Annotated in this window: 19 protein-coding genes; 18 read left to right on the top strand and 1 reads right to left on the bottom strand. The window is 62.3% G+C overall.

The genetic code is table 11. From position 1 onward, the window contains the following. Positions 1-122: 122 nt before the first annotated feature. From coq7 to lpxC, 18 genes are all read left to right on the top strand, one after another. Positions 123-755, top strand: a complete 633-nt coding sequence (coq7, locus tag BM438_RS37895) for a 2-polyprenyl-3-methyl-6-methoxy-1,4-benzoquinone monooxygenase (protein ID WP_093645274.1) — start codon at positions 123-125, stop codon at positions 753-755. Between the two features lie 409 nt (positions 756-1,164). Continuing rightward, positions 1,165-1,593 (top strand): division/cell wall cluster transcriptional repressor MraZ, encoded by a 429-nt coding sequence (gene mraZ, locus BM438_RS37890; protein WP_025647927.1) that lies wholly within the window; start codon positions 1,165-1,167, stop codon positions 1,591-1,593. 15 nt (positions 1,594-1,608) lie between these two features. After that, positions 1,609-2,562, top strand: coding sequence for a 16S rRNA (cytosine(1402)-N(4))-methyltransferase RsmH (gene rsmH, locus BM438_RS37885; protein ID WP_093645272.1), 954 nt, complete (start codon positions 1,609-1,611; stop codon positions 2,560-2,562). Next, positions 2,559-2,909 carry a cell division protein FtsL gene (gene ftsL, locus BM438_RS37880; protein WP_093645270.1) on the top strand — a complete coding sequence of 117 codons (351 nt, stop codon included), beginning with the start codon at positions 2,559-2,561 and terminating at the stop codon, positions 2,907-2,909. Before rsmH ends, ftsL begins: the two co-directional genes overlap by 4 nt. Further along, a complete protein-coding gene (locus tag BM438_RS37875) occupies positions 2,906-4,771 on the top strand; it encodes a peptidoglycan D,D-transpeptidase FtsI family protein (protein WP_093645268.1) in 1,866 nt (621 codons plus the stop codon). The genes ftsL and BM438_RS37875 overlap by 4 nt, the downstream gene beginning before the upstream one ends. Further along, a complete protein-coding gene (locus BM438_RS37870; protein WP_093645266.1) occupies positions 4,768-6,315 on the top strand; it encodes a UDP-N-acetylmuramoyl-L-alanyl-D-glutamate--2,6-diaminopimelate ligase in 1,548 nt (515 codons plus the stop codon). Before BM438_RS37875 ends, BM438_RS37870 begins: the two co-directional genes overlap by 4 nt. Further along, complete coding sequence (locus BM438_RS37865; RefSeq protein WP_093645264.1) at positions 6,312-7,724, top strand: UDP-N-acetylmuramoyl-tripeptide--D-alanyl-D-alanine ligase; 1,413 nt, start codon at positions 6,312-6,314, stop codon at positions 7,722-7,724. The genes BM438_RS37870 and BM438_RS37865 overlap by 4 nt, the downstream gene beginning before the upstream one ends. A gap of 17 nt (positions 7,725-7,741) precedes the next feature. Beyond that, complete coding sequence (mraY, locus tag BM438_RS37860; protein WP_093645262.1) at positions 7,742-8,911, top strand: phospho-N-acetylmuramoyl-pentapeptide-transferase; 1,170 nt, start codon at positions 7,742-7,744, stop codon at positions 8,909-8,911. Positions 8,912-8,934: 23 nt separating this feature from the next. Beyond that, entirely contained in the window at positions 8,935-10,449 is a 1,515-nt protein-coding gene (murD, locus tag BM438_RS37855) for a UDP-N-acetylmuramoyl-L-alanine--D-glutamate ligase (RefSeq protein ID WP_093645260.1), read from the top strand. Continuing rightward, positions 10,446-11,726: a putative lipid II flippase FtsW gene (gene ftsW / locus BM438_RS37850; protein WP_054040789.1), complete on the top strand. Its 1,281-nt coding sequence runs from the start codon at positions 10,446-10,448 to the stop codon at positions 11,724-11,726. The genes murD and ftsW overlap by 4 nt, the downstream gene beginning before the upstream one ends. Then, entirely contained in the window at positions 11,723-12,841 is a 1,119-nt protein-coding gene (gene murG / locus BM438_RS37845; RefSeq protein ID WP_054040787.1) for an undecaprenyldiphospho-muramoylpentapeptide beta-N-acetylglucosaminyltransferase, read from the top strand. The genes ftsW and murG overlap by 4 nt, the downstream gene beginning before the upstream one ends. Further along, complete coding sequence (murC, locus tag BM438_RS37840; RefSeq protein WP_093645257.1) at positions 12,838-14,241, top strand: UDP-N-acetylmuramate--L-alanine ligase; 1,404 nt, start codon at positions 12,838-12,840, stop codon at positions 14,239-14,241. Before murG ends, murC begins: the two co-directional genes overlap by 4 nt. Positions 14,242-14,246: 5 nt before the next feature. Further along, on the top strand, positions 14,247-15,188 hold the full coding sequence (locus BM438_RS37835; protein ID WP_054040783.1) for a D-alanine--D-alanine ligase: 942 nt from the start codon (positions 14,247-14,249) through the stop codon (positions 15,186-15,188). Positions 15,189-15,223: 35 nt separating this feature from the next. Next, positions 15,224-15,976, top strand: coding sequence for a cell division protein FtsQ/DivIB (locus BM438_RS37830; RefSeq protein ID WP_054040781.1), 753 nt, complete (start codon positions 15,224-15,226; stop codon positions 15,974-15,976). 27 nt (positions 15,977-16,003) lie between these two features. Continuing rightward, on the top strand, positions 16,004-17,236 hold the full coding sequence (gene ftsA / locus BM438_RS37825) for a cell division protein FtsA (RefSeq protein WP_007180311.1): 1,233 nt from the start codon (positions 16,004-16,006) through the stop codon (positions 17,234-17,236). 132 nt (positions 17,237-17,368) lie between these two features. After that, the gene (gene ftsZ, locus BM438_RS37820) at positions 17,369-18,565 is read left to right on the top strand and encodes a cell division protein FtsZ (RefSeq protein ID WP_093645255.1); all 1,197 of its coding nucleotides are present in this window, start codon (positions 17,369-17,371) and stop codon (positions 18,563-18,565) included. A 261-nt stretch (positions 18,566-18,826) separates the two neighbouring features. After that, positions 18,827-19,330 carry a peroxiredoxin gene (locus tag BM438_RS37815; RefSeq protein ID WP_093645253.1) on the top strand — a complete coding sequence of 168 codons (504 nt, stop codon included), beginning with the start codon at positions 18,827-18,829 and terminating at the stop codon, positions 19,328-19,330. 289 nt (positions 19,331-19,619) lie between these two features. Then, a complete protein-coding gene (gene lpxC / locus BM438_RS37810; RefSeq protein ID WP_093645251.1) occupies positions 19,620-20,537 on the top strand; it encodes a UDP-3-O-acyl-N-acetylglucosamine deacetylase in 918 nt (305 codons plus the stop codon). Positions 20,538-20,617: 80 nt separating this feature from the next. Here the strand turns inward: lpxC and BM438_RS37805 are convergent, their stop codons facing one another. Then, a complete protein-coding gene (locus tag BM438_RS37805) occupies positions 20,618-21,103 on the bottom strand; it encodes a DciA family protein (RefSeq protein WP_054040773.1) in 486 nt (161 codons plus the stop codon). Positions 21,104-21,251 lie beyond the last annotated feature (148 nt).

Below are 21,251 nucleotides of genomic sequence, written 5' to 3'. Positions count from 1 at the left end.
CTCAAATTGGCCGTCGGATTCGTTTGAATTCAAGGTCTTCGCGAAGCCGGGTTTACCCAGCAAAGTCTTGTCGCGTGGGCCGGTCAGCGCGGCGGGACGGTTGTCGAATCAGGGAGTGCTGAATGTTTCTGGACGAGTTGATTAGCGAGTTTGATCGGGGTTTACGCTCAATGACCGGCGTGTCGCGGATGAGTCGTCCATTGCCGGTTCCGCAAGAATCGGCGGCGGAGCCCGCTGAGCTGTCCCCGGAGGAGCGCGCCCACGCGGCTGGTTTGATGCGGGTGAACCACGTCGGTGAGGTGTGCGCCCAGGCGCTTTACCAAGCTCAGAAACTCGCGACCAGGTCGCCGTCTTTGCGAGCTGTGTTTAATCACGCTGCCATAGAAGAAGAGGATCATCTGGCGTGGACCGCCAAACGCCTCGAGGCGCTCGATTCGCGCCCAAGTCTGTTGAACCCGCTCTGGTATACAGGCGCGCTGGCAATCGGCCTCGCAGCGGGCCGCATGGGTGATCGCGTGAGTCTAGGCTTCATGGCCGAAACCGAGCGCCAGGTTGAACAGCATCTGGATAGCCATCTGGATCAGTTGCCCGCAGCCGACCGCGAGTCGCGCGCGATCGTCGAACAGATGCGCGTAGATGAAGCGGAGCACGGTAAATCCGCTATGGATGCAGGCGGCGTCGAGTTGCCATTCCCCGCACGCGCACTGATGCGCGCAGTATCGAAAGTCATGACCCGCACTGCCTATTACCTATAAGTTCGAGACTTCTGCTCACGCACCGCCTGAAAGTGGGACGACGCCTCGCGCGTCGTCCGCACGAAATACCCGGAACGCCAGCAAACACCTCCCGATCGCGCTTCACGATCTCTTACATTCCGCGCCTTTCCCTCGCACTTTTCACGTATCACCTTCACAAGATTCACTAGCTCATTCATTTATAACGGTTTTCCGTTTTATGTCTGACGTGAAGGAGTCGCGCTAAGTCCTTGTTCTAACAAACAAAATTCGCTCGAAAAGCGTGTATCTCCCTTGACCCCTGTTTAGCGTTACTCTAAAGTGGGAGACAGTGTGAGAAAGTGTATTTTTGTGTGATCTCACAGGCGGTTTCGGGTAGATTTTCACGAATCGGATAGCTGGCGAAAAAACGCCGGTATGGGAGAGCGAAGTGTTCCAAGGGGCGTCGGCGCTGACGCTCGATGCGAAAGGGCGGATGTCGATTCCCTCTCGTTATCGGGATGCGCTGCAAACACAGGCAGAGGGCCGGGTGACGATCACCAAGCACCCGGACGGCTGCCTGTTGCTCTTTCCGCGCCCGGAGTGGGAGATCTTCCGCGACAAGGTCGACAAGCTGCCTATGAACGCAGCCTGGTGGAAACGCATTTTCCTCGGCAACGCCATGGACGTCGATATGGACGGTGCGGGTCGCGTGCTCGTGTCGCCGGAATTGCGCGCGGCCGGCTCGCTGGAAAAGGAAGTGAACCTGCTCGGCATGGGTCGTCACTTTGAGTTGTGGGACGCACAAATTTACGCAGCAAAGGAACAGGCAGCGATCGCCGAGGGCATGCCCGAAGCGTTAAAGAATTTCACGTTCTGATCGCGGACTACATATATGGCACCTGCGATGGGAAACGAATTGCAGCATCGCACGGTGCTGCTGGAAGAGGCGGTCGAAGCGCTGGTCACGCGCGCAGACGGCGTTTATGTGGACGGTACGTTTGGGCGCGGCGGTCATAGCCGCCTGGTGCTGGAGAGGCTGGGTGAAGCCGGGCGCCTGATCGCGTTCGACAAAGACCCGCTCGCCATCGCCACGGCTCAGCAGATTGCGGATCCGCGCTTTGGCATCGTGCACGAGAGTTTTGCTTCGCTGCGTGACGCGATTGCGGAGCGCGGGGTAGGGCGGGTGTCGGGTGTTTTGCTGGATCTGGGCGTGTCGTCGCCGCAAGTCGACGATCCGGAGCGGGGTTTCAGTTTCCGCGCCGACGGCCCGCTCGACATGCGGATGGACCCGACGCGCGGCGAGTCAGCGGCTGACTGGCTGGCGCGGGCCACGGTGCAGGAACTGACGGAGGTGATACGAGATTATGGGGAAGAACGGTTTGCTTTTCAGATTGCAAAGGCGCTTGTTGCTCGCCGGGCAGAGTCCGACCGTCTTGGGCCTCTCGTCAGCACGGGCGAGCTTGCCCAAATCGTGGCTAACGTCGTCAAAACCCGTGAGAAGGGCAAGGATCCGGCAACCCGCACCTTTCAAGCTATACGGATTCACATCAATCAAGAGCTTGCGGAGCTGCAAGTCGTTTTAGAAGCAGCGTTGTCGCTGTTGGAGCAAGGGGGGCGGCTGGTGGTCATCAGCTTTCATTCGCTCGAGGACCGGATCGTCAAGCGATTCATGCAGGCGCACGCCAGTACGCCTGCGGTGGATCGCCGTCTGCCGATTCGTGCAGTCGATCTGCCGAGCCCTCCGCTCAAAATCATTGGCCGCATGTTCGCCAGCGACGCTGAAGTCGCCGCGAACCCGCGCGCCCGTTCTGCCGTGATGCGTGTGGCGGAGCGAATCGCGCCATGAGCCGCCTCAATATCTTCCTGCTGATGATCGTGATGGGCTGCGCTTTGTCTGTCGTTAACGCCACCAATCAGCAGCGTCAGATCTTTATCCAGTTGCAACGCGCGCAATCGCAGGAGCGCCAGTTGCAGCAGGATTATTCACAGCTTCAATATCAGCAGAGCGCGTTGTCGAAGACGTCGCGCATCGAGCAGATCGCCACTGATTCCCTGAAGATGCAATCGGTCACGACCGGGCGTACCCAATACCTGACGCTCGACCCGGGCGCCGCCAAGGCGGAGGACGCACCGATCCCGACTTCCGGTCCGGCGTCGGCGCCGCTTGCGACCCGTCGCGGAGGCGTGCGATGAAAAAATCGTCGACTCGCAAAAGCGTCGCCTTTTCTGCGAACCCGATCCTGTCGGTGCGCCTGCCCATGTGGCGCTCGAAACTCGTCGTGTTCATGCTGTTCATGGCGTTTGTCGCGTTGACCGCGCGCGCCTTCTGGATTCAGGGGCCGGGCAACGCCTTCTATCAGAAGCAGGGCGAAATCCGCTATCAGCGCCGGCTCGAACTGCCGGCCACGCGCGGCAAGATTCTCGACCGCAACGGCCTCGTGCTCGCCACGAGTCTGCCGGTGCGCGCGATCTGGGCAATTCCCGACTCGGTGCCGGACGACCTCGGCGCCGACAAGCTGACCCAGCTCGGCAAGCTGCTCGGCATGACGAACAAGGAGTTGCGCGCCAAACTGTCCGAGGACAAGAACTTCGTCTATGTGAAGCGGCAGGTGCCGGTCGACGTCGCCGAGAAAGTCACCACGCTGGACATCCCCGGCATATACGCGCGCGACGAATACAAGCGCTTCTATCCAGAAGGCGAGATCACGGCTCACCTGATCGGCTTCACCAATGTGGAAGACGAAGGCCAGGAAGGCGTCGAACTCGGCGACCAGAAGTTGCTGGCCGGCATGTCGGGCAGCCGCCGCGTCATTAAAGACCGCATGGGCCACATCATCGAGGACGTGGACGAGCAGGTCGTGCCGCACAACGGCCAGGACGTCGATCTCTCGATCGACAGCAAGATTCAGTACATCGCGTATACGAACCTGAAAGCGGCCGTCGAGAAATTCAAGGCGAAGGCCGGCGCGGCAATGGTGATCGACGTGCGGACCGGCGAAGTGCTCGCACTGGTTAACTACCCGACGTATAACCCGAACGACCGTTCGCACCTCACGGGCGACCAGCTGCGCAACCGCATTCTCACGGACACCTTCGAGCCGGGCTCGATCATGAAGCCGTTCACGGTGTCGCTCGCGCTCGACCTGCACCGCGTGACGCCGACTACACTGGTAGATACGGGGCCGGGCCGCTTTGTGCTCGACGGTGCGCCGATTACCGACGACAGCGCGTTCGGCGTGCTGACAGTGGGTGGCGTGATCCAGAAGTCGAGCAACATTGGCGCGACGAAGATCGCCATGCAGCTCAAGCCCGAAGAGATGTGGAACATGTACACCAGCATCGGTCTCGGCCAGGCGCCGAAGGTCGGCTTCCCGGGCGCGGCGGCGGGCCGTCTGCGTCCGTGGAAGAGCTGGCGCCGCATCGAACAGGCGACCATGTCGTACGGCTACGGCTTGTCGGTGTCGCTGTTCCAGTTGGGCCGTGCGTACACCGCGATCGCGCATGACGGCGAGATCATGCCAGTGTCGATTTTCCGCACGCCTGGCGATCAGCCGGCCACGGGCCCGCAAATTTTCGCGCCTACCACCGCTCGCGAAGTGCGCGCGATGCTCGAAACCGTCACGGCGCCGGGTGGCACGTCGCCAGATGCGGCCGTGCCCGGCTATCGCGTCGGCGGCAAGAGCGGTACCGCGTACAAGCACGGCGCGCACGGCTACGACCACTCCAAGTACCGCGCTTCGTTCGTCGGCATGGCGCCGATGCCGAATCCGCGCATCGTCGTTGCCGTGTCGGTCGACGAACCGACGGCGGGCAGCCACTTCGGCGGTCAGGTGTCCGGTCCGGTGTTCTCGTCGATTGTCGGCGACACGCTGCGTTCGCTGAATGTGCCGCCGGATATGCCGGTCAAACAGATGGTCGTGTCGGACGATTCGGCGCCTGCTGCGCCAAGCGCACCGCCCTCGCCCGCAACGGTCAAGAAGCTTTCCACCAGCGCCGGCGCGAAGAAAATGACGATTGTCGCCAACGCGAAAAGCCATCCCGGAGTTGTGCGATGAGCGCGCTGCGTAAGAAACACCCAGCGCACCGGCAAATTGCCGACGCACTCAACTGGCTGCACGCTCGCGTGCAGCCAGGCGCGCATCTGCACGCCGACACGCGTTCGCTTGCGGCGGGTGACGCATTTTTCGCCTATGCGGTCGACGGCGCGGACAACCGCCCGTTTATCGACGGCGCGATCGAGCGTGGCACGGCAGCCGTGCTGGTCCAGCCCGAAGGCTTTAGCGGTGCGATCGACTCGTCCACCACGCTGGCCGTGCCGGCGCTGAACGAACTCGCCGGTTCGATTGCGAGCGCCTGGTATAACGATCCGAGCGACGGCATGCTGACGGTCGGCATCACCGGCACGAACGGCAAGACCTCCTGCAGCCAATGGATCTCGGCGGCCTTGACCGCGCTCTGCAAGCGTTGCGCGATCATCGGCACGCTCGGCACCGGTCTGCCGGGTCAACTCGTACACACCGGTTTCACGACGCCCGACGCGCCGCAACTGCAACGCAGTCTTGCGCAATTGCGCGACGCCGGCGCGCAAGCGGTGGCGATGGAAGTGTCGTCGCACGCGCTGCATCAAGGCCGTGTGAACGGCACGGCGTTCGACATCGCCGTGTTCACGAATCTCACGCAAGACCACCTCGACTATCACGGCACGTTCGAAGCCTACGAAACCGCCAAGGCGCGTCTGTTCGCATGGCCGGAACTGCGCGCCGCAGTGATCAACCGCGACGATGCCGCAGGTCGCCGTCTGCTCGCGAGCACGAAGGGCCATGCTCGCACGATCGCCTACGGTCTCGACGAAACGCTGAAAGACGCGCCGCAAGCCGACGCGTTGCTGCTCGCCTCGAATGTGCGTGCAACCGCCACCGGCACCGCATTTCATCTGACCACATCTGACTGGGGCAACGCCGACGTCGAAGTGCAAACGCTCGGCGCTTTCAACGTCAGCAATCTGCTCGGCGTACTCGGTGCATTGCTTGCAGCCGACGTGCCGTTCGACGCAGCGCTTGCCGAACTGGCGAAGCTCGAACCGGTAAATGGCCGCATGCAACGTCTCGGCGGCCGCTTGCAGAACGACGAGCCGCTCGTCGTGATCGATTACGCGCACACGCCGGACGCGCTGGAAAAGACCCTGGAAGCACTGCGCCCGATGGCGGCCGCACGCGGTGGTGAACTGATCTGCATGTTCGGCTGCGGCGGCGACCGCGACGCGACCAAGCGTCCGCTGATGGGCGCGATCGCCGAGAAGCTCGCCGACGGCGTGGTCGTAACCAGCGACAACCCGCGCAGCGAAGATCCGCAGTCGATCATCGAGCAGATCGCCGCGGGCATGAAAGACGCGTCGAAGGCGCGCCGTATCGAGGACCGCGCGAGCGCGATCCTGCAAGCGATCCGCGGCGCCGCGCGCGAAGACGTTATCGTGCTGGCCGGCAAGGGGCATGAAGCAACACAGGAAATCATGGGTAAGAAGCGCGCTTTCTCCGATCAGGACCACGCTCGCCTTGCGCTTGCCGCACGGGCGACGCACGTACGCGGAGGTGGCGAATGAGCATGTTCTCGCTGCGTGAAGCCGCCGCGCTGATTCCCGGCGCCACCGTGCTCGGTGATGACAACGTCACGTTCGAACGCGTTTCGACCGACAGCCGCAGTGCCGGTCCAGGCGATCTTTTCGTCGCGATCAAGGGTGAGCGTTTCGACGCGCACGATTTCCTGCCGGAAGTCGCGTCGCGCAACGTCACGGCAGCATTGGTGACGCGCACGCCGCAAGACTGGCACGTGCCTGCATTGCGCGTAGCCGATACGCGTGTCGCGCTCGGCGCGCTTGCGCGCGGATGGCGGCGCACATTCAGCATGCCGCTCGTCGCTGTGACGGGCAGCAACGGCAAGACCACGGTCAAGGAAATGATCGCGTCGATCTTCGCTGCTGCGGTCGGCGCGGACGCACGCCTCGCGACTGCTGGCAACTTCAACAACGATATCGGCTTGCCGCTCACGCTTTTCCGTCTGCACGCCGCGCATCAACTGGCGGTGGTCGAACTCGGCATGAACCATCCGGGCGAGACCTCGCTGCTTGCGAAGATTGCCGAGCCGACGGTCTCGGTGGTGAACAACGCACAGCGCGAGCACCAGGAATTCATGGCGACGGTCGAAGCCGTCGCGCTCGAACACGCCAGCGTGATTCACGCGCTCTCGCCGGAAGGCGTCGCCGTATTCCCGGCCGATGATGCCTACGCGAGCATCTGGCGCGTCGCCGCAACCGGCAATCGCATCATCGACTTCGCCTTGAACACCGCCGATCGCGTGACCGAAGCCGCCGTAACCGGCACGTTCGCCGGCAACGTTCTGAGCATCGACACACCGGAAGGCCACGTCGACGTCACGCTGCAAGTGCTCGGCGATCACAACGCGCACAACGCGTTGGCCGCGACATCGGCTGCGCTCGCCGCAGGCGTGTCGCTCGACGCAATCAAGCGCGGCCTCGAATCGTTCGGCGCCGTCAAGGGCCGTTTGCAGGTGAAGCGCGCCGCGCTCGGCACACTCGCCGGCGCAACGGTGATCGACGACACCTACAACGCCAACCCCGATTCAATGCGCGCGGCGATCGACGTCCTCGCATCGCGCGCATCACCGCGTGTGCTGGTGATGGGCGACATGGGCGAAGTCGGCGACAACGGCCCGGCGTTTCACCGTGAAATCGGCGCCTACGCCAAAGAACGCGGTATCGACGTGCTGTACGCCATGGGCGACGCCTCGCGCGACGCTTGCACTGCGTATGGCGCGGACGCGCATCACGTCGCCGATGTCGGCACGCTGGTCGCGCAGTTGCAGCAGGCGGGTTTTGGCGCCGCTGCAACGCTTCTCGTGAAAGGCTCGCGTTTCATGCAAATGGAACGCGTGGTGGACGCCGTAACGAGTCCACAACCCAACGCAGCGGGCAATACGCCTGCTGCACATTGAAATAGAAGGACCGAAGCATGCTACTGGCGCTGGCGCAATGGCTGCAGAATGACGCAAGCTTCTTGCGCGTGTTCAGTTATCTGACTTTCCGTGCGGTGATGGCCACCATCACCGCGCTGCTGATCGGGCTCGTCTGTGGCCCGGCGGTGATCCGCAAGCTGACCGCGATGAAGGTCGGTCAGGCCGTTCGTAAAGACGGCCCGCAAACGCACCTCGTCAAATCTGGTACGCCGACGATGGGCGGCGTGTTGATTCTGCTCGGCATTGCCGTGGCAACGTTGCTGTGGGCCGATCTGACCAACCGTTTCATCTGGATCGTGATTCTCGTCACGTTTGGTTTCGGTGTGATCGGCTGGGTCGACGATTACCGCAAGGTGGTCTACAAGGACCCGCGCGGGATGTCGTCGCGCGAAAAGTATTTCTGGCAGTCGGTGATCGGCCTGTTCGCGGCGGTGTATCTCGCGTTCAGCGTGTCCGAAGCGAGCAACGTGCGCGTGTTCGACCTGTTCATGGCGTGGGTGCGCAGCGGTTTGTCGATGGGCTTGCCGGCGCGCGCCGACCTGATGCTGCCGTTCGTCAAATCGATCAGCTATCCGCTCGGCGTGTGGGGCTTCATCGTACTGACGTATCTGGTGATTGTCGGCGCGAGCAATGCGGTGAACCTTACCGACGGTCTCGACGGCCTCGTGATCATGCCGGTCGTGCTGGTCGGCGCATCGCTCGGCGTGTTCGCTTATGTGATGGGTAGTTCGGTCTATTCGAAGTACCTGCTGTTTCCGCATATCGCCGGCGCTGGCGAGTTGCTCATCTTCTGTTCGGCGATGGGTGGGGCAGGGCTCGCGTTCCTCTGGTTCAACACGCATCCGGCGCAGATGTTCATGGGCGACGTCGGGGCGCTCGCGCTCGGCGGCGCACTTGGCACGGTGGCCGTGATCGTGCGTCAGGAAATCGTGCTCTTCATCATGGGCGGCATTTTCGTCGCGGAGACGCTCTCCGTGATGCTGCAGGTGACGTGGTTCAAATTTACCAAGCGCCGTTACGGCGAAGGCCGGCGCCTCTTCAAGATGGCGCCGCTGCATCACCATTTTGAATTGTCGGGTTGGAAGGAAACGCAGGTAGTGGTGCGCTTCTGGATCATCACCCTGATGTTGTGTCTGTTCGGTTTGTCCACGCTCAAGTTGCGTTAAGTCGTATTTAGGGGAAGCAGGCGATGTTTGGCGAGAAGTTTCGGGATCGGCAAAAGCCGATGGTGCTCGTGCTGGGACTCGGTGAATCCGGTCTCGCGATGGCGCGCTGGTGCGCGCGGCACGGCTGTCGGCTGCGTGTGGCCGATACGCGCGAGGTGCCGCCGAACCTGTCCGCGCTGGAAGCGCACAGCGTCGACGCCGAATTCGTTGGCGGCCCGTTCTCGCTCTCGTTGCTCGAAGGCGTCGAACTCGTGGCGATCAGCCCGGGCTTGTCTCCGCTCGCCGCTGACTTGCTGCCGCTCATCACCGCGGCGCGTGAGCGGGACATCCCTGTCTGGGGCGAACTCGAATTCTTCGCGCAAGCATTGAAGACGCTTGGCGAAAGCGGTTACGTGCCGAAGGTGATCGCGATCACCGGCACCAACGGCAAGACCACGACGACGAGTCTTACTGGCTTGCTGTGCGAACGCGCCGGCAAGAAGGTCGCGGTGGCGGGCAACATCAGCCCGGCGGCGCTGGACAAGCTCAGCGAAGCGATCGACAACACCGCGTTGCCCGACGTGTGGGTGTTGGAGCTGTCGAGCTTCCAGCTGGAAACAGCGCATACGTTTACGCCCGATGCAGCGGTCGTTCTGAACATCACGCAGGATCACCTGGATTGGCATGGTGGGCTCGACGCATACGCTGCCGCGAAGGGCCGCATCTTCGGTACACAAACCGTGCGCGTGCTGAATCGCGACGACGCCCGCGTGATGGCGCTCGCGCCTTCGGCCGATAGCGATGCCGCGATGGTCACGTTCGGCGTGACCGAGCCGAAGAACGACGGCGACTACGGTCTGCTGCGCGACAACGGCATGATCTGGCTGGTCGAGGCGCACGATCGCGACGTGAGCGACGAACCCGCACCGACGCGCCGTCGCAAGAACGAAGTGGCGGCGCCGAAGAACATCGCGCTCAAACGCCTGATGCCGGCGGACGCATTGCGTATCCGCGGCCTGCATAACGCCGCCAACGCATTGGCCGCGTATGCCTTGGCGCGCGCGATCGGTCTGCCTGGCGCGCCGCTTTTGCACGGCCTGCGCGAATACCGTGGCGAGCCGCATCGGGTGGAATTGATCGCGTCGATCGAAGGCGTCGATTACGTCGACGACAGCAAGGGCACCAATGTCGGCGCGACAGTTGCCGCGCTCGACGGCCTCGCGCAGCGCGCGGTCCTGATCGCCGGTGGCGACGGCAAGGGCCAGGATTTCGAGCCGCTTGCCGAGCCGGTGACGCGGTGGTGCCGCGCCGTGATGCTGATCGGTCGCGATGCGCCGCAGATTCGCGCCGCGCTGGAAGACGCCGGCATCGCGATGACCGACCACGCGACGCTCGAAGAAGCGACGCGGGCCGCCACCGCATTGGCGCAACCTGGCGACGCCGTGTTGCTGTCGCCGGCGTGCGCGAGCTTTGACATGTTCAAGGGTTACGCCCATCGCGCGCAGGTGTTCCGCAGCACGGTGGAAGACATCGCGGCAGAACGGGGGACGATGATATGAGCTGGTCAGAACGCTTCGGTTCGCGCCTGGCCGGCTCCCGTGCCGGTAATGGCGATACGGGTAGCACGGGCCGCGCCTCGGGTCGCTCGGGCGGCAGTGGTCTCGCGAGCGCCGTGAACGGCGTTCGTCCGCTGCGCTCGCGGATGCTCGACTACGATCACTCGTTGCTGTGGGTGGTCGTCGCGCTGCTGGGGCTCGGCGTCGTGATGGTGTATTCGGCGTCGATCGCGATGCCCGATTCGCCGAAATACGCGTCGTACCGCGACTACGCCTTCCTCGTGCGCCAGATCATTTTCGTGGTGATGGGCTCGGTGATCGGCGTCGTGTCGTTCCGCATTCCGATTTCGACGTGGGATAAGTACGCGCCGAAGCTGTTCCTGATTTCGCTCGCCGCGCTGGTGATCGTGCTGATCCCGCACGTCGGCAAGGGCGTGAACGGTGCGCGTCGCTGGATTCCGCTCGGCATCACGAACATGCAGCCGTCGGAAATCATGAAGCTCGCCGTGACGATTTACGCGGCGAATTACACCGTGCGCAAGCAGGAATACATGCACAGCTTCGCCAAGGGCTTTCTGCCGATGGCGGTTGCAGTGGGTCTCGTCGGCGCATTGCTGCTGCTCGAACCGGACATGGGCGCGTTCATGGTGATCGCCGCGATCGCGATGGGCGTGCTGTTCCTCGGCGGCGTGAACGGCAAGCTGTTCGGCGGTCTGGTGGCGACTGCGGTCGGCACGTTCAGCTTGCTCGTGTGGGCGTCGCCATGGCGTCGCGAGCGGATCTTCGCTTACCTCGATCCGTGGGACGACCGTTATGCGCAAGGCAAGGCTTATCAATTGACGCACTCGCTGATCGCTTTCGGGCGCGGCGAATGGTTTGGCGTGGGTTTGGGCGGCAGTGTCGAGAAGCTCAACTATCTGCCGGAAGCGCATACCGACTTCATCCTCGCCGTTATCGGCGAGGAGCTAGGTTTTGTCGGTGTGCTCGTCGTGATCCTGATGTTTTACTGGATCGTACGCCGTTCGTTCGAGATCGGCCGTCAGGCGCTCGCACTTGACCGCACTTTTGCCGGGCTGGTCGCGAAGGGTATCGGCATCTGGTTCGGTGCGCAGACTTTTATCAACATGGGCGTGAACCTCGGCCTGCTGCCGACTAAAGGTCTTACGTTGCCGCTCGTTAGCTACGGCGGTTCGGGCATCGTGCTGAACTGCGTGGCGGTGGCTGTATTGATGCGTGTGGACTATGAGAACCGGGTGTTGATGCGTGGGGGCAAAGTATGACGGCTCTCCCGCAACGCACGCTGATGGTGATGGCCGGTGGCACCGGGGGACACGTGTTCCCGGGGCTCGCGGTTGCGCACCTGATGCAGGCGTGGGGCTGGAAGGTCGTATGGCTCGGCAATCCCGCGGGCATGGAAGCCACGCTGGTGCCGAAGCACGGCATCCCGATGGAATACGTGCGCTTTGGCGGACTGCGCGGCAAGGGCCTGAAGACCAAGCTGATGTTGCCACTGAACCTGCTGCGCGCGTGCTCGCAGAGTTTGAGCGTGCTGCGTCGCGTGAAGCCGGACGTCGTGCTCGGCATGGGCGGTTACATCACGTTTCCGGCAGGTTTGATGACCGCGTTGAGCGGCCGTCCGCTGGTGCTGCATGAACAGAATTCGATTGCGGGTCTCGCCAATAAGGTCCTCGCGAAAGTCGCGAAACGCGTGCTGGTTGCATTCCCGAATGCGCTGCCGCACGGCGAATGGACTGGAAACCCGATTCGTGCGGAACTTGCGGGCGCAATTGCACCCAAAGCACGCTACGCAGCGCGCAGCGGTCCGCTGAATGTGCTGGTGGTGGGCGGCAGTCTGGGTGCAGCCGCATTGAACGAAGTGGTGCCGCGCGCGGTTGCGCTGCTGGCGCCGAATGAACGTCCGCGCATCGTGCATCAGGCGGGCGCGAAGCATATTGAAGCACTGCGTGAGAATTATGCGGCAGCGGGCCTGCAGGCCGGCGCCGATGTAGAACTCGTGCCTTTCATCGACGACATGACGAGCGCGTACGCGAACGCGGATCTGGTGATCTGCCGTTCGGGCGCGATGACCGTGTCGGAGATTTCAGCAGTAGGCGTGGCGGCATTCTTCGTGCCGTTCCCGTTTGCAGTAGACGATCACCAAACCACTAATGCAGCGTTCCTCGCCGATAACGGCGCGGCGCTGGTCGTGCAGCAACGCGATCTGTCGGCGGAAATGCTCGCTGACTGGTTGCGCAGCCAGACGCGAGAGACCCTCGCAGAGATGGCAGAGCGTTCGCGCTCGCTCGCGAAACCCGACGCCACAGAACAGGTCGCACAGATTTGCGCGACTGTGGCGGGTTCGATTTCGGGCGCGAGCCCAGAAGGAAAGCAATGAAACACATCGTCAAACATATTCACTTTGTCGGCATCGGCGGTGTCGGCATGAGCGGCATCGCGGAGGTGCTGGTCAACCTCGGCTATCAGGTGAGCGGCTCGGATCTGTCGAGCAACGCGATCACCGATCGCCTCGCCGCGCTCGGCGCGCGCATCGCGATCGGTCACGCGGCGGAGAACATCGAAGGCGCGAATGCCGTGGTCGTTTCGACCGCGGTGCGCAGCGACAACCCGGAAGTGCTGGCCGCGCGTCATCGCCGCATTCCGATCGTGCCGCGCGCGGTGATGCTGGCGGAACTGATGCGCCTGAAGCAGGGTATTGCGATTGCCGGCACGCACGGTAAGACCACGACCACCTCGCTGGTGGCGAGCGTGCTGGCGGCAGGCGGACTCGATCCGACCTTCGTGATCGGCGGGCGCCTGATCAGCGCGGGCGCGAATGCGCGTCTGGGTACGGGTGATTTCATCGTCGCTGAAGCGGATGAGTCGGATGCGTCGTTCCTGAATCTGTTCCCGGTGATCGAAGTCATCACGAACATCGACGCTGATCACATGGACACCTATGGACACGACTTTGCGCGACTCAAGCAGGCGTTCATTGAATTCACGCACCGTCTGCCGTTCTATGGGATAGCGGTGCTGTGCGTCGACGATCCGAACGTGAAGGAGATCCTGCCGTTCGTGTCGAAGCCGATCATCCGCTACGGTTTTACGCCGGACGCGCAGGTGCGTGCAGTCAATGTCGAAGCGCGCGGCGGCAAGATGCATTTCACGGCACTGCGTGAAGACGCGGCGCCGATCGACATCGTCTTGAATCTGCCGGGCGAGCACAACGTGCAGAACGCTTTGGCCGCAATTGCAATTGCGACTGAACTTGAAGTGAAAGATGCCGATATCCAGCGAGCGCTGGCGGATTTCAACGGCGTGGGCCGACGCTTCCAGCGCTACGGCGAAGTGCCGGTCGTATCGGAAGGCAAACCGGCCGGCGCGTACACGCTGGTCGACGATTACGGCCATCACCCGGTTGAAATGGCGGCAACGGTGGCGGCGGCGCGTGGCGCATTTCCGGGGCGGCGCCTGGTGCTGGCATTCCAGCCGCACCGCTTCACGCGTACGCGCGATTGCTTCGAAGATTTTGTGAAGGTGCTGTCGACCGTCGACGCGCTCGTGCTGACCGAAGTGTATTCGGCCGGCGAAGCGCCGATCGTCGCTGCGGATGGCCGCGCTCTTGCGCGGGCACTGCGCGTGGCGGGCAAGGTCGAACCGGTGTTTGTCGATACGGTGGATGAAGTGCCGGACGCGCTCTCAGCGGTAGTGCGCGACGGCGATGTGGTGATCACGATGGGCGCGGGTTCGATCGGCGGTGTGCCGGGTCGCCTGGCGCAAGAAACGAAGGTGTGAGTGAAATGAGCAGCATCGACCCTAAACAATTCGGCAAGGTAGCAGTGCTGCTCGGTGGGGATTCCGCCGAGCGCGAGGTGTCGCTCAATTCCGGCCGCCTCGTGCTGCAAGGTCTGCGCGACGCCGGTATCGACGCGCATCCGTTCGACCCGGCTGAGCGGCCGCTCGCCGCATTGAAGGACGAAGGCTTCGTGCGCGCGTTCAACGCGTTGCATGGCGGTTATGGCGAGAACGGCCAGATTCAGGGCGCGCTGGATTTTTACGGCATCCGTTACACGGGCAGCGGCGTGCTCGGCTCGGCGCTCGGTCTGGACAAGTTCCGCACCAAGCTCGTGTGGCAGCAACTCGGCATTCCGACGCCGCCGTTCGAGGCTGTGCTGCGCGGCGACGACTACGAAGCACGCGCAAAAGACATCGTCGCGAAGCTCGGCTTGCCGCTATTCGTGAAGCCAGCCAGCGAAGGCTCGAGCGTTGCAGTGATCAAGGTGAAAAGCGCGGACGCTTTGCCGGCCGCGCTGCTCGAAGCGGTCAAGTACGACAAGATCGTCGTGGTGGAAAAGAGCATCGAGGGCGGCGGCGAATTCACGGCCTGTATCGCCGGCGATCTGGATCTGCCGGTGATCCGCATCATTCCGGCTGGCGAGTTTTACGACTACCACGCGAAGTACATCGCGAACGACACGCAGTATCTGATTCCGTGCGGTCTGGCGGCTGACGAAGAGTCACGCCTGAAAGTGCTGGCGCGCCGCGCGTTCGACGTACTTGGCTGCACCGATTGGGGTCGCGCCGATTTCATGCTCGACGCAGACGGCAACCCGTACTTTCTGGAAGTGAACACGGCGCCTGGGATGACCGATCACTCGCTGCCGCCGAAAGCGGCGCGTGCGGTGGGTATCAGCTATCAGGAACTGGTGGTCGGCGTGTTGGCGCTGACGCTCAAGGATTAACAAAGGACTAAGCGGGGCAACCCGAAAGCAACTCCATGTGGAACAACGTTCGCCAGCTCAATCTCGCCGCCAACGCATTGCATGCGTTGCTGGTGCTCGTGCTGCTGGCGGCAGGCGGTTACTGGCTCATCCAGCGTCCGAATTTCGCGTTGCGCGAAATCCAGATCGACGGCGACACCGAGCACATCAATTCGCCGACGGTGCGCGCGGGTGTAGTAGGGCGCTTGAAAGGCAACTTTTTTACGGTGGATCTCGACGTCGCACGCCAGGCGTTCGAGCAGATGCCATGGGTGCGTCACGCGAGTGTGCGGCGGGTTTGGCCGAATGCATTGGCTGTCACGCTTGAAGAGTACAAACCGCTTGGAACGTGGGGCAGCGATCAACTGGTGAGCGTGGACGGCGAACTGTTCACCGCGAACCAGGGCGAGCTCGAAGAGGAGCTGCCCGCGTTCGACGGTCCGGACGGAACGGCCAAAGAAGTCGTCGCGCGTTATAGCGATTTCAAGAAGTGGTTTGCGCCGCTGGGCGCGACGCCCGAAGAAGTCACGCTGTCGCCGCGTTACGCGTGGACGGTGAAGCTGTCGAACGGCATGCAGGTGGAACTTGGGCGCGAACGCAATCAGGACACATTGCTCGATCGGAGCAAGCGCCTGACCGCGGCGTGGAACGCGGTGACGCAACGTTGGGGAAAGGATATCGAGTATGCGGACTTGCGCTATCCGAACGGTTTCGCGATTCGTGCCGCTGGCATGCGTTTCATCAGCGAACCCGACAAGGGCAAGAAGTAAACGGACATCACACGCAATGAGCACGCTATGAGTAAAGACTATAAAGATCTGCTGGTCGCCCTCGACATTGGGACGTCGAAGGTAGTGGCTATCGTCGCCGAGTTGAAGGGCGAGGGCCACTACGAGGTGATCGGCCTCGGCCAGAGCGAATCGAAGGGGCTCAAGAAGGGCGTGGTGGTGAACATCGAAGCCACCGTGCAGTCCATTCAGCGCGCGCTCGAGGAAGCCGAGCTGATGGCCGACTGCAAGATCACGAACGTATTCACCGGGATCGCCGGCAGCCATATCCGCAGCTTCAATTCGAGCGGCATGGTGGCGATCAAGGAAAAGGAAGTCACGCAGACGGACGTCGCGCGCGTGATCGAGACGGCGAAGGCGATCAATATCCCGACCGATCAGCAGGTGCTGCACATCCTGACGCAGGAATTCATCATCGACGGTCAGGAAGATGTGCGCGAGCCAATCGGCATGAGCGGCATCCGCCTGGAAGTGAAGGTGCATATCGTCACCGGCGCAGTGAGCGCGGCGCAGAACATTGTGAAGTGCGTGCGCCGCTGCGGGCTCGAAGTGAACGATCTGATCCTGCAGCCGCTCGCTTCGTCGCTGGCGGTGCTGACGGAAGACGAAAAGGAACTCGGCGTGGTGCTGGTCGACATCGGCGGCGGCACGACGGATATCGCGATTTTCAGCGAAGGCGCGATTCGTCACACGGCGGTGATTCCGATCGCCGGCGACCAGATCACGAGCGACATCGCGATGGCGCTGCGCACGCCGACGCCGGACGCGGAAGACATCAAGGTCGACTACGGCATTGCAAAGCAGGCCTTGGCCGATCCGGACGAAATGATCGAAGTGCCGGGTCTCGGCGAGCGCGGTCCGCGCACGCTGTCGCGCCAGGCATTGGCGGCGGTGGTCGAGCCGCGTGTCGAAGAACTGTTTTCGCTCGTGCAGCAGGTGGTGCGCGAGTCGGGTTACGAAGAACTGTTGAGCTCCGGCGTGGTGCTGACCGGCGGCGCGTCGATGATGCTCGGCATGGTCGAACTCGGTGAGGACATTTTCCTGAAGCCGGTGCGCATTGGCGTGCCGGAATACGCGGGCGGTCTTGCGGACGTCGTGCGTAACCCGCGTTATTCGACGGCGATGGGCCTGCTCGTCGAAGGACGCTCGCAACGGATGCGCGGCCGCAAGGTCGCGGTGCAGTCGGGGTCGATGGGTCAGGTCTTCACGCGAATGAAAGACTGGTTCCTCGGCAACTTCTAACGAATTCTGGGTTTGAACGGTTTTACGTAAACACGCGCTGGTGCCGGCGGCTGGCGCGCGACAGGAGGTTGCCCGATCTCCTGCCGAATAACGGCCGAAGTGGCTGCAATTTTTTATCTTGACGGAGGCAACATGGAATTCCAGATGCTGGAAACCGAAACGAACGGCACCATCATCAAGGTGATCGGAGTAGGTGGCGCTGGCGGCAATGCCGTTCAGCACATGATCAACAAAGGCGTGCAAGGCGTCGACTTCATCGTGATGAACACGGACGCGCAGGCTCTGTCGCGTTCGCGTGCATCCGCGGTGATCCAGCTCGGTAACACGGGTCTGGGCGCTGGCGCCAAGCCGGAAATGGGCCGCGCGGCAGCAGAAGAAGCACGTGAGCGCATCGCCGACGCACTGCGCGGCGCGCACATGGTGTTCATCACCGCCGGTATGGGCGGCGGCACGGGCACGGGCGCAGCACCGGTGGTCGCGCAGATCGCCAAAGAAATGGGTATCTTGACTGTTGGCGTGGTCAGCAAGCCGTTCGAATTCGAAGGCGGCAAGCGCATGCGTGTAGCAGAAGCTGGTTCGCAGCAACTGGAGGATCACGTCGACTCGCTGATCGTCGTTCTGAACGACAAGCTGTTCGAGGTGATGGGCGATGACGCCGAGATGGACAAGTGCTTCCAGTGCGCAGACGACGTTCTCAACAACGCAGTTGCCGGCATCGCGGAAATAATCAATGTCGACGGTCTGGTGAACGTCGACTTCGAAGACGTGAAGACGGTGATGGGCGAGCAGGGCAAGGCGATGATGGGCACGGCGACGGTTGCCGGCGTCGATCGCGCACGTCTGGCTGCCGAGCAGGCTGTGGCCAGCCCGCTGCTGGAAGGGGTGGATCTGTCGGGCGCGCGTGGCGTGCTGGTCAACATCACGTCGAGCCGTTCGCTGCGTCTGTCGGAAACGCGCGAAGTGATGAACACCATCAAGAGCTATGCTGCTGAAGACGCAACCGTGATTTTCGGCGCGGTGTACGACGATGCAATGGGCGACGCGCTGCGCGTGACGGTCGTGGCAACGGGTCTGGGCCGTGCGGCGAAGAAGCAGCAATCGGCCCCGATGACGCTGCTGCGCACCGGCACGGACAATCAGCCGGTCAGCGCGCACGCTGCTTACGCAACGTCGCAGTCGCACGCAAGCACGGCCGATTACGGCGCGCTGGATACGCCGGCTGTGTGGCGTACGTCGCGCGATACGGCGGCTTCGCACGTGCAGGCGCTGCAGGAAAAGGGCGTCGACACGTACGACATTCCGGCATTCCTGCGCAAGCAGGCGGACTGAGCGCGCGAGCAGGCTTTCGTTGCGGTGCTGCGGGTTGTACAGCAGCGTAGCACTGGCGGACGAATGCATGAGCGTGGCGGGTGAACGGCGAACAAGCCGCGTATCGTCTGATTCGCGGCAAGGACAAGTGCCCTCTTCGGATTCGCGAAGCGGATGGGGCAACTGTCGCCGGATGGCGGAGCCTGCAGTTAGGCAGACGCTGAATTTCACTGCGACACGATGGCGTGCGAGTGTGCTTCGCATCGATGCAAAGGACTGAGCATGATTCAAGTAGGTGAAAAGCTGCCCGACGCGACGCTCTTCGAGTTCGTCGAAGACGCGCGGGCGGGCTGTACGCTGGGGCCTAACAGCTTCGACGTGCACGAGCAGACGGCGGGTAAGCGCGTGGTGATCTTCGGATTGCCCGGTGCGTTCACGCCGACCTGTTCAGCCAAACATGTACCGGGTTACGTCGAGCACGCCGAGCAGTTGCGCGCGCTTGGCATCGACGAGATCTGGTGCGTGTCCGTCAACGACGCGTTCGTAATGGGCGCGTGGGGACGCGATCAGCACGCCTCGGGCAAGGTGCGCATGATGGCGGATGGCAGTGCGGCTTTCACGCGGGCGCTCGGTCTTGAGCAGGATTTGTCGGCGCGCGGCATGGGAATCCGTTCCCAGCGCTACGCAATGGTTGTCGACGACGGCGTGGTCAAGACGTTGAACGTCGAGGCTGCCGGCAAATTCGAAGTCAGCGATGCAGGGAGTATTCTCGCTACGTTGAGCTAGTTACGATGGCGTTCGATGCCTTTGCCTCGATCTGCGCGGTTACCGCGTTGTATCAGGGCAACGGCGCATAAGACGCTTTTGTGACGGGCCGTTACTCGGGCCGATGACCGGAAACGCCTCCGTTCCGGACATCGGCCCGTCACGCTTTCCCTGACGGGCGCGCTTTGGGTAATGCAGCGAAACAGATTGATACGTTCCGTGTAACGACGCTCCTTAGGGTATTGGAGTATACTTCGCGCTATGGAATAAAAAGTCCCGATTGGGATTTTCAATCGAATAGAAGATCACCATGTTGAAGCAGCGCACTATCAAATCAATCGTCAAGACAGTCGGCATCGGCCTGCACTCCGGCCGCAAAGTCGAATTGACGCTCCGCCCGGCGGCGGCGAACACCGGCATTGTGTTTTCGCGGGTGGATTTGCCTACGCCGGTGGATATCCCTGCGTCGGCTATGGCGATTGGCGATACGCGTCTGGCTTCCGTACTGCAGAAAGACGGCGCGCGCGTGTCGACCATCGAGCATTTGATGTCCGCATGCGCAGGCCTCGGCATCGACAATCTTTATATCGACGTCACCGCGGAAGAAATTCCGATCATGGACGGCAGTGCGGGTTCGTTCGTGTTTCTGATTCAGTCGGCCGGTATTGAAGAACAGAACGCGCCGAAGAAATTCATCAAGGTCACCAAGCCGGTTGAAATTCGCGACGGCGATAAATTCGCGCGTCTCGATCCGTATTTCGGTTTCAAACTCAAATTCACCATCGATTTCCGTCACCCGGCTGTGGATAAAACCGGCCAGGCGCTGGAAGTGGATTTTGCCAATACGTCGTATGTGCGGGAAATTGCCCGTGCGCGTACGTTCGGCTTTGCGCATGAAGTGGAAATGATGCGCGAACTCGGTTTGGCACGCGGTGGCAGCATGGATAACGCCATCGTGCTGGACGAATACCGCATTCTGAACAACGACGGCCTGCGTTACGACGACGAATTCGTGAAGCACAAGATGCTCGACGCGATTGGCGACCTGTACGTGGTCGGCCATCCGCTGCTGGCTTCGTACACGGCATACAAATCGGGCCACGGCCTGAACAACGCTTTGTTGCGCGAGTTGCTGGCGCATGAAGATGCGTACGAAGTCGTCACGTTCGACGACACGCAGAAGGCGCCGCGCGGCTTCGCGTACGAAACGCAGACGGCATTTGCCTGATCGGCGTAGCGCTTTCGGATGAAATGTCCGAAGCGAATGGATGAAAAATAAGCGGCCCAGATGGGCCGCTTATTTTTTGCTCAGCGATTTCTCCGATGCCGCGCTGCCATTTTCGCCAAAGCTTCCTGCAGCGGCGAGGGCGCGAGCGATTGGGAGAGCGCGTGCAGCGCGTCCGCGCCGACCGGCGTCATACGCGCCTGTTTGACCGGCGGCGGCTCCTTCAGAGGCTGCGGCCGCACGCGAATTCTCAGCGCATTGACCGGCCAGCCGCGCTGCTGCAGATCCGACAGCAACCTCGGTTCGATCTGGCGCAGACGGGCGGCCAGCGCATTGTGCGCGGCAAATAGGGCCAGCACGCCTTCCTTGATGAAGCTGGGCTCCACGCTCGTGGCCAGATAATCCGGCAGCAGTTCACGCAGATCCTTTTCCAGCGCCGCAATCTGCTCGACGCCCGCGCGCAGGGCCACAAACGCGTCGGTGCGATTCAGCACTTCGGCGACGGGCTGCGGGCGGCGCGCTTTGAACTGCTTGGGCGGCGGCCTTGAAAAGGACGGAATACGGCTCATGTTCAATAGTAACGGCGCGTTCGCACCCTATGTGCGTTCACGCCGCGATTGTACCGCGCGGGATGCATGCGGACCCGCCTCAATGCGTACCGTCGGACGTCGCTGCGGCGGGCTTTCTGTGCCCTGCCAACGTCGCACGGCTGACACA

This window comes from Paraburkholderia aspalathi (genome assembly GCF_900116445.1).
In the GTDB taxonomy this organism is placed as follows: domain Bacteria; phylum Pseudomonadota; class Gammaproteobacteria; order Burkholderiales; family Burkholderiaceae; genus Paraburkholderia; species Paraburkholderia aspalathi.
Note: the sequence above shows the minus strand (reverse complement) of the source record. Positions and strands in the feature narration are given on the sequence as shown.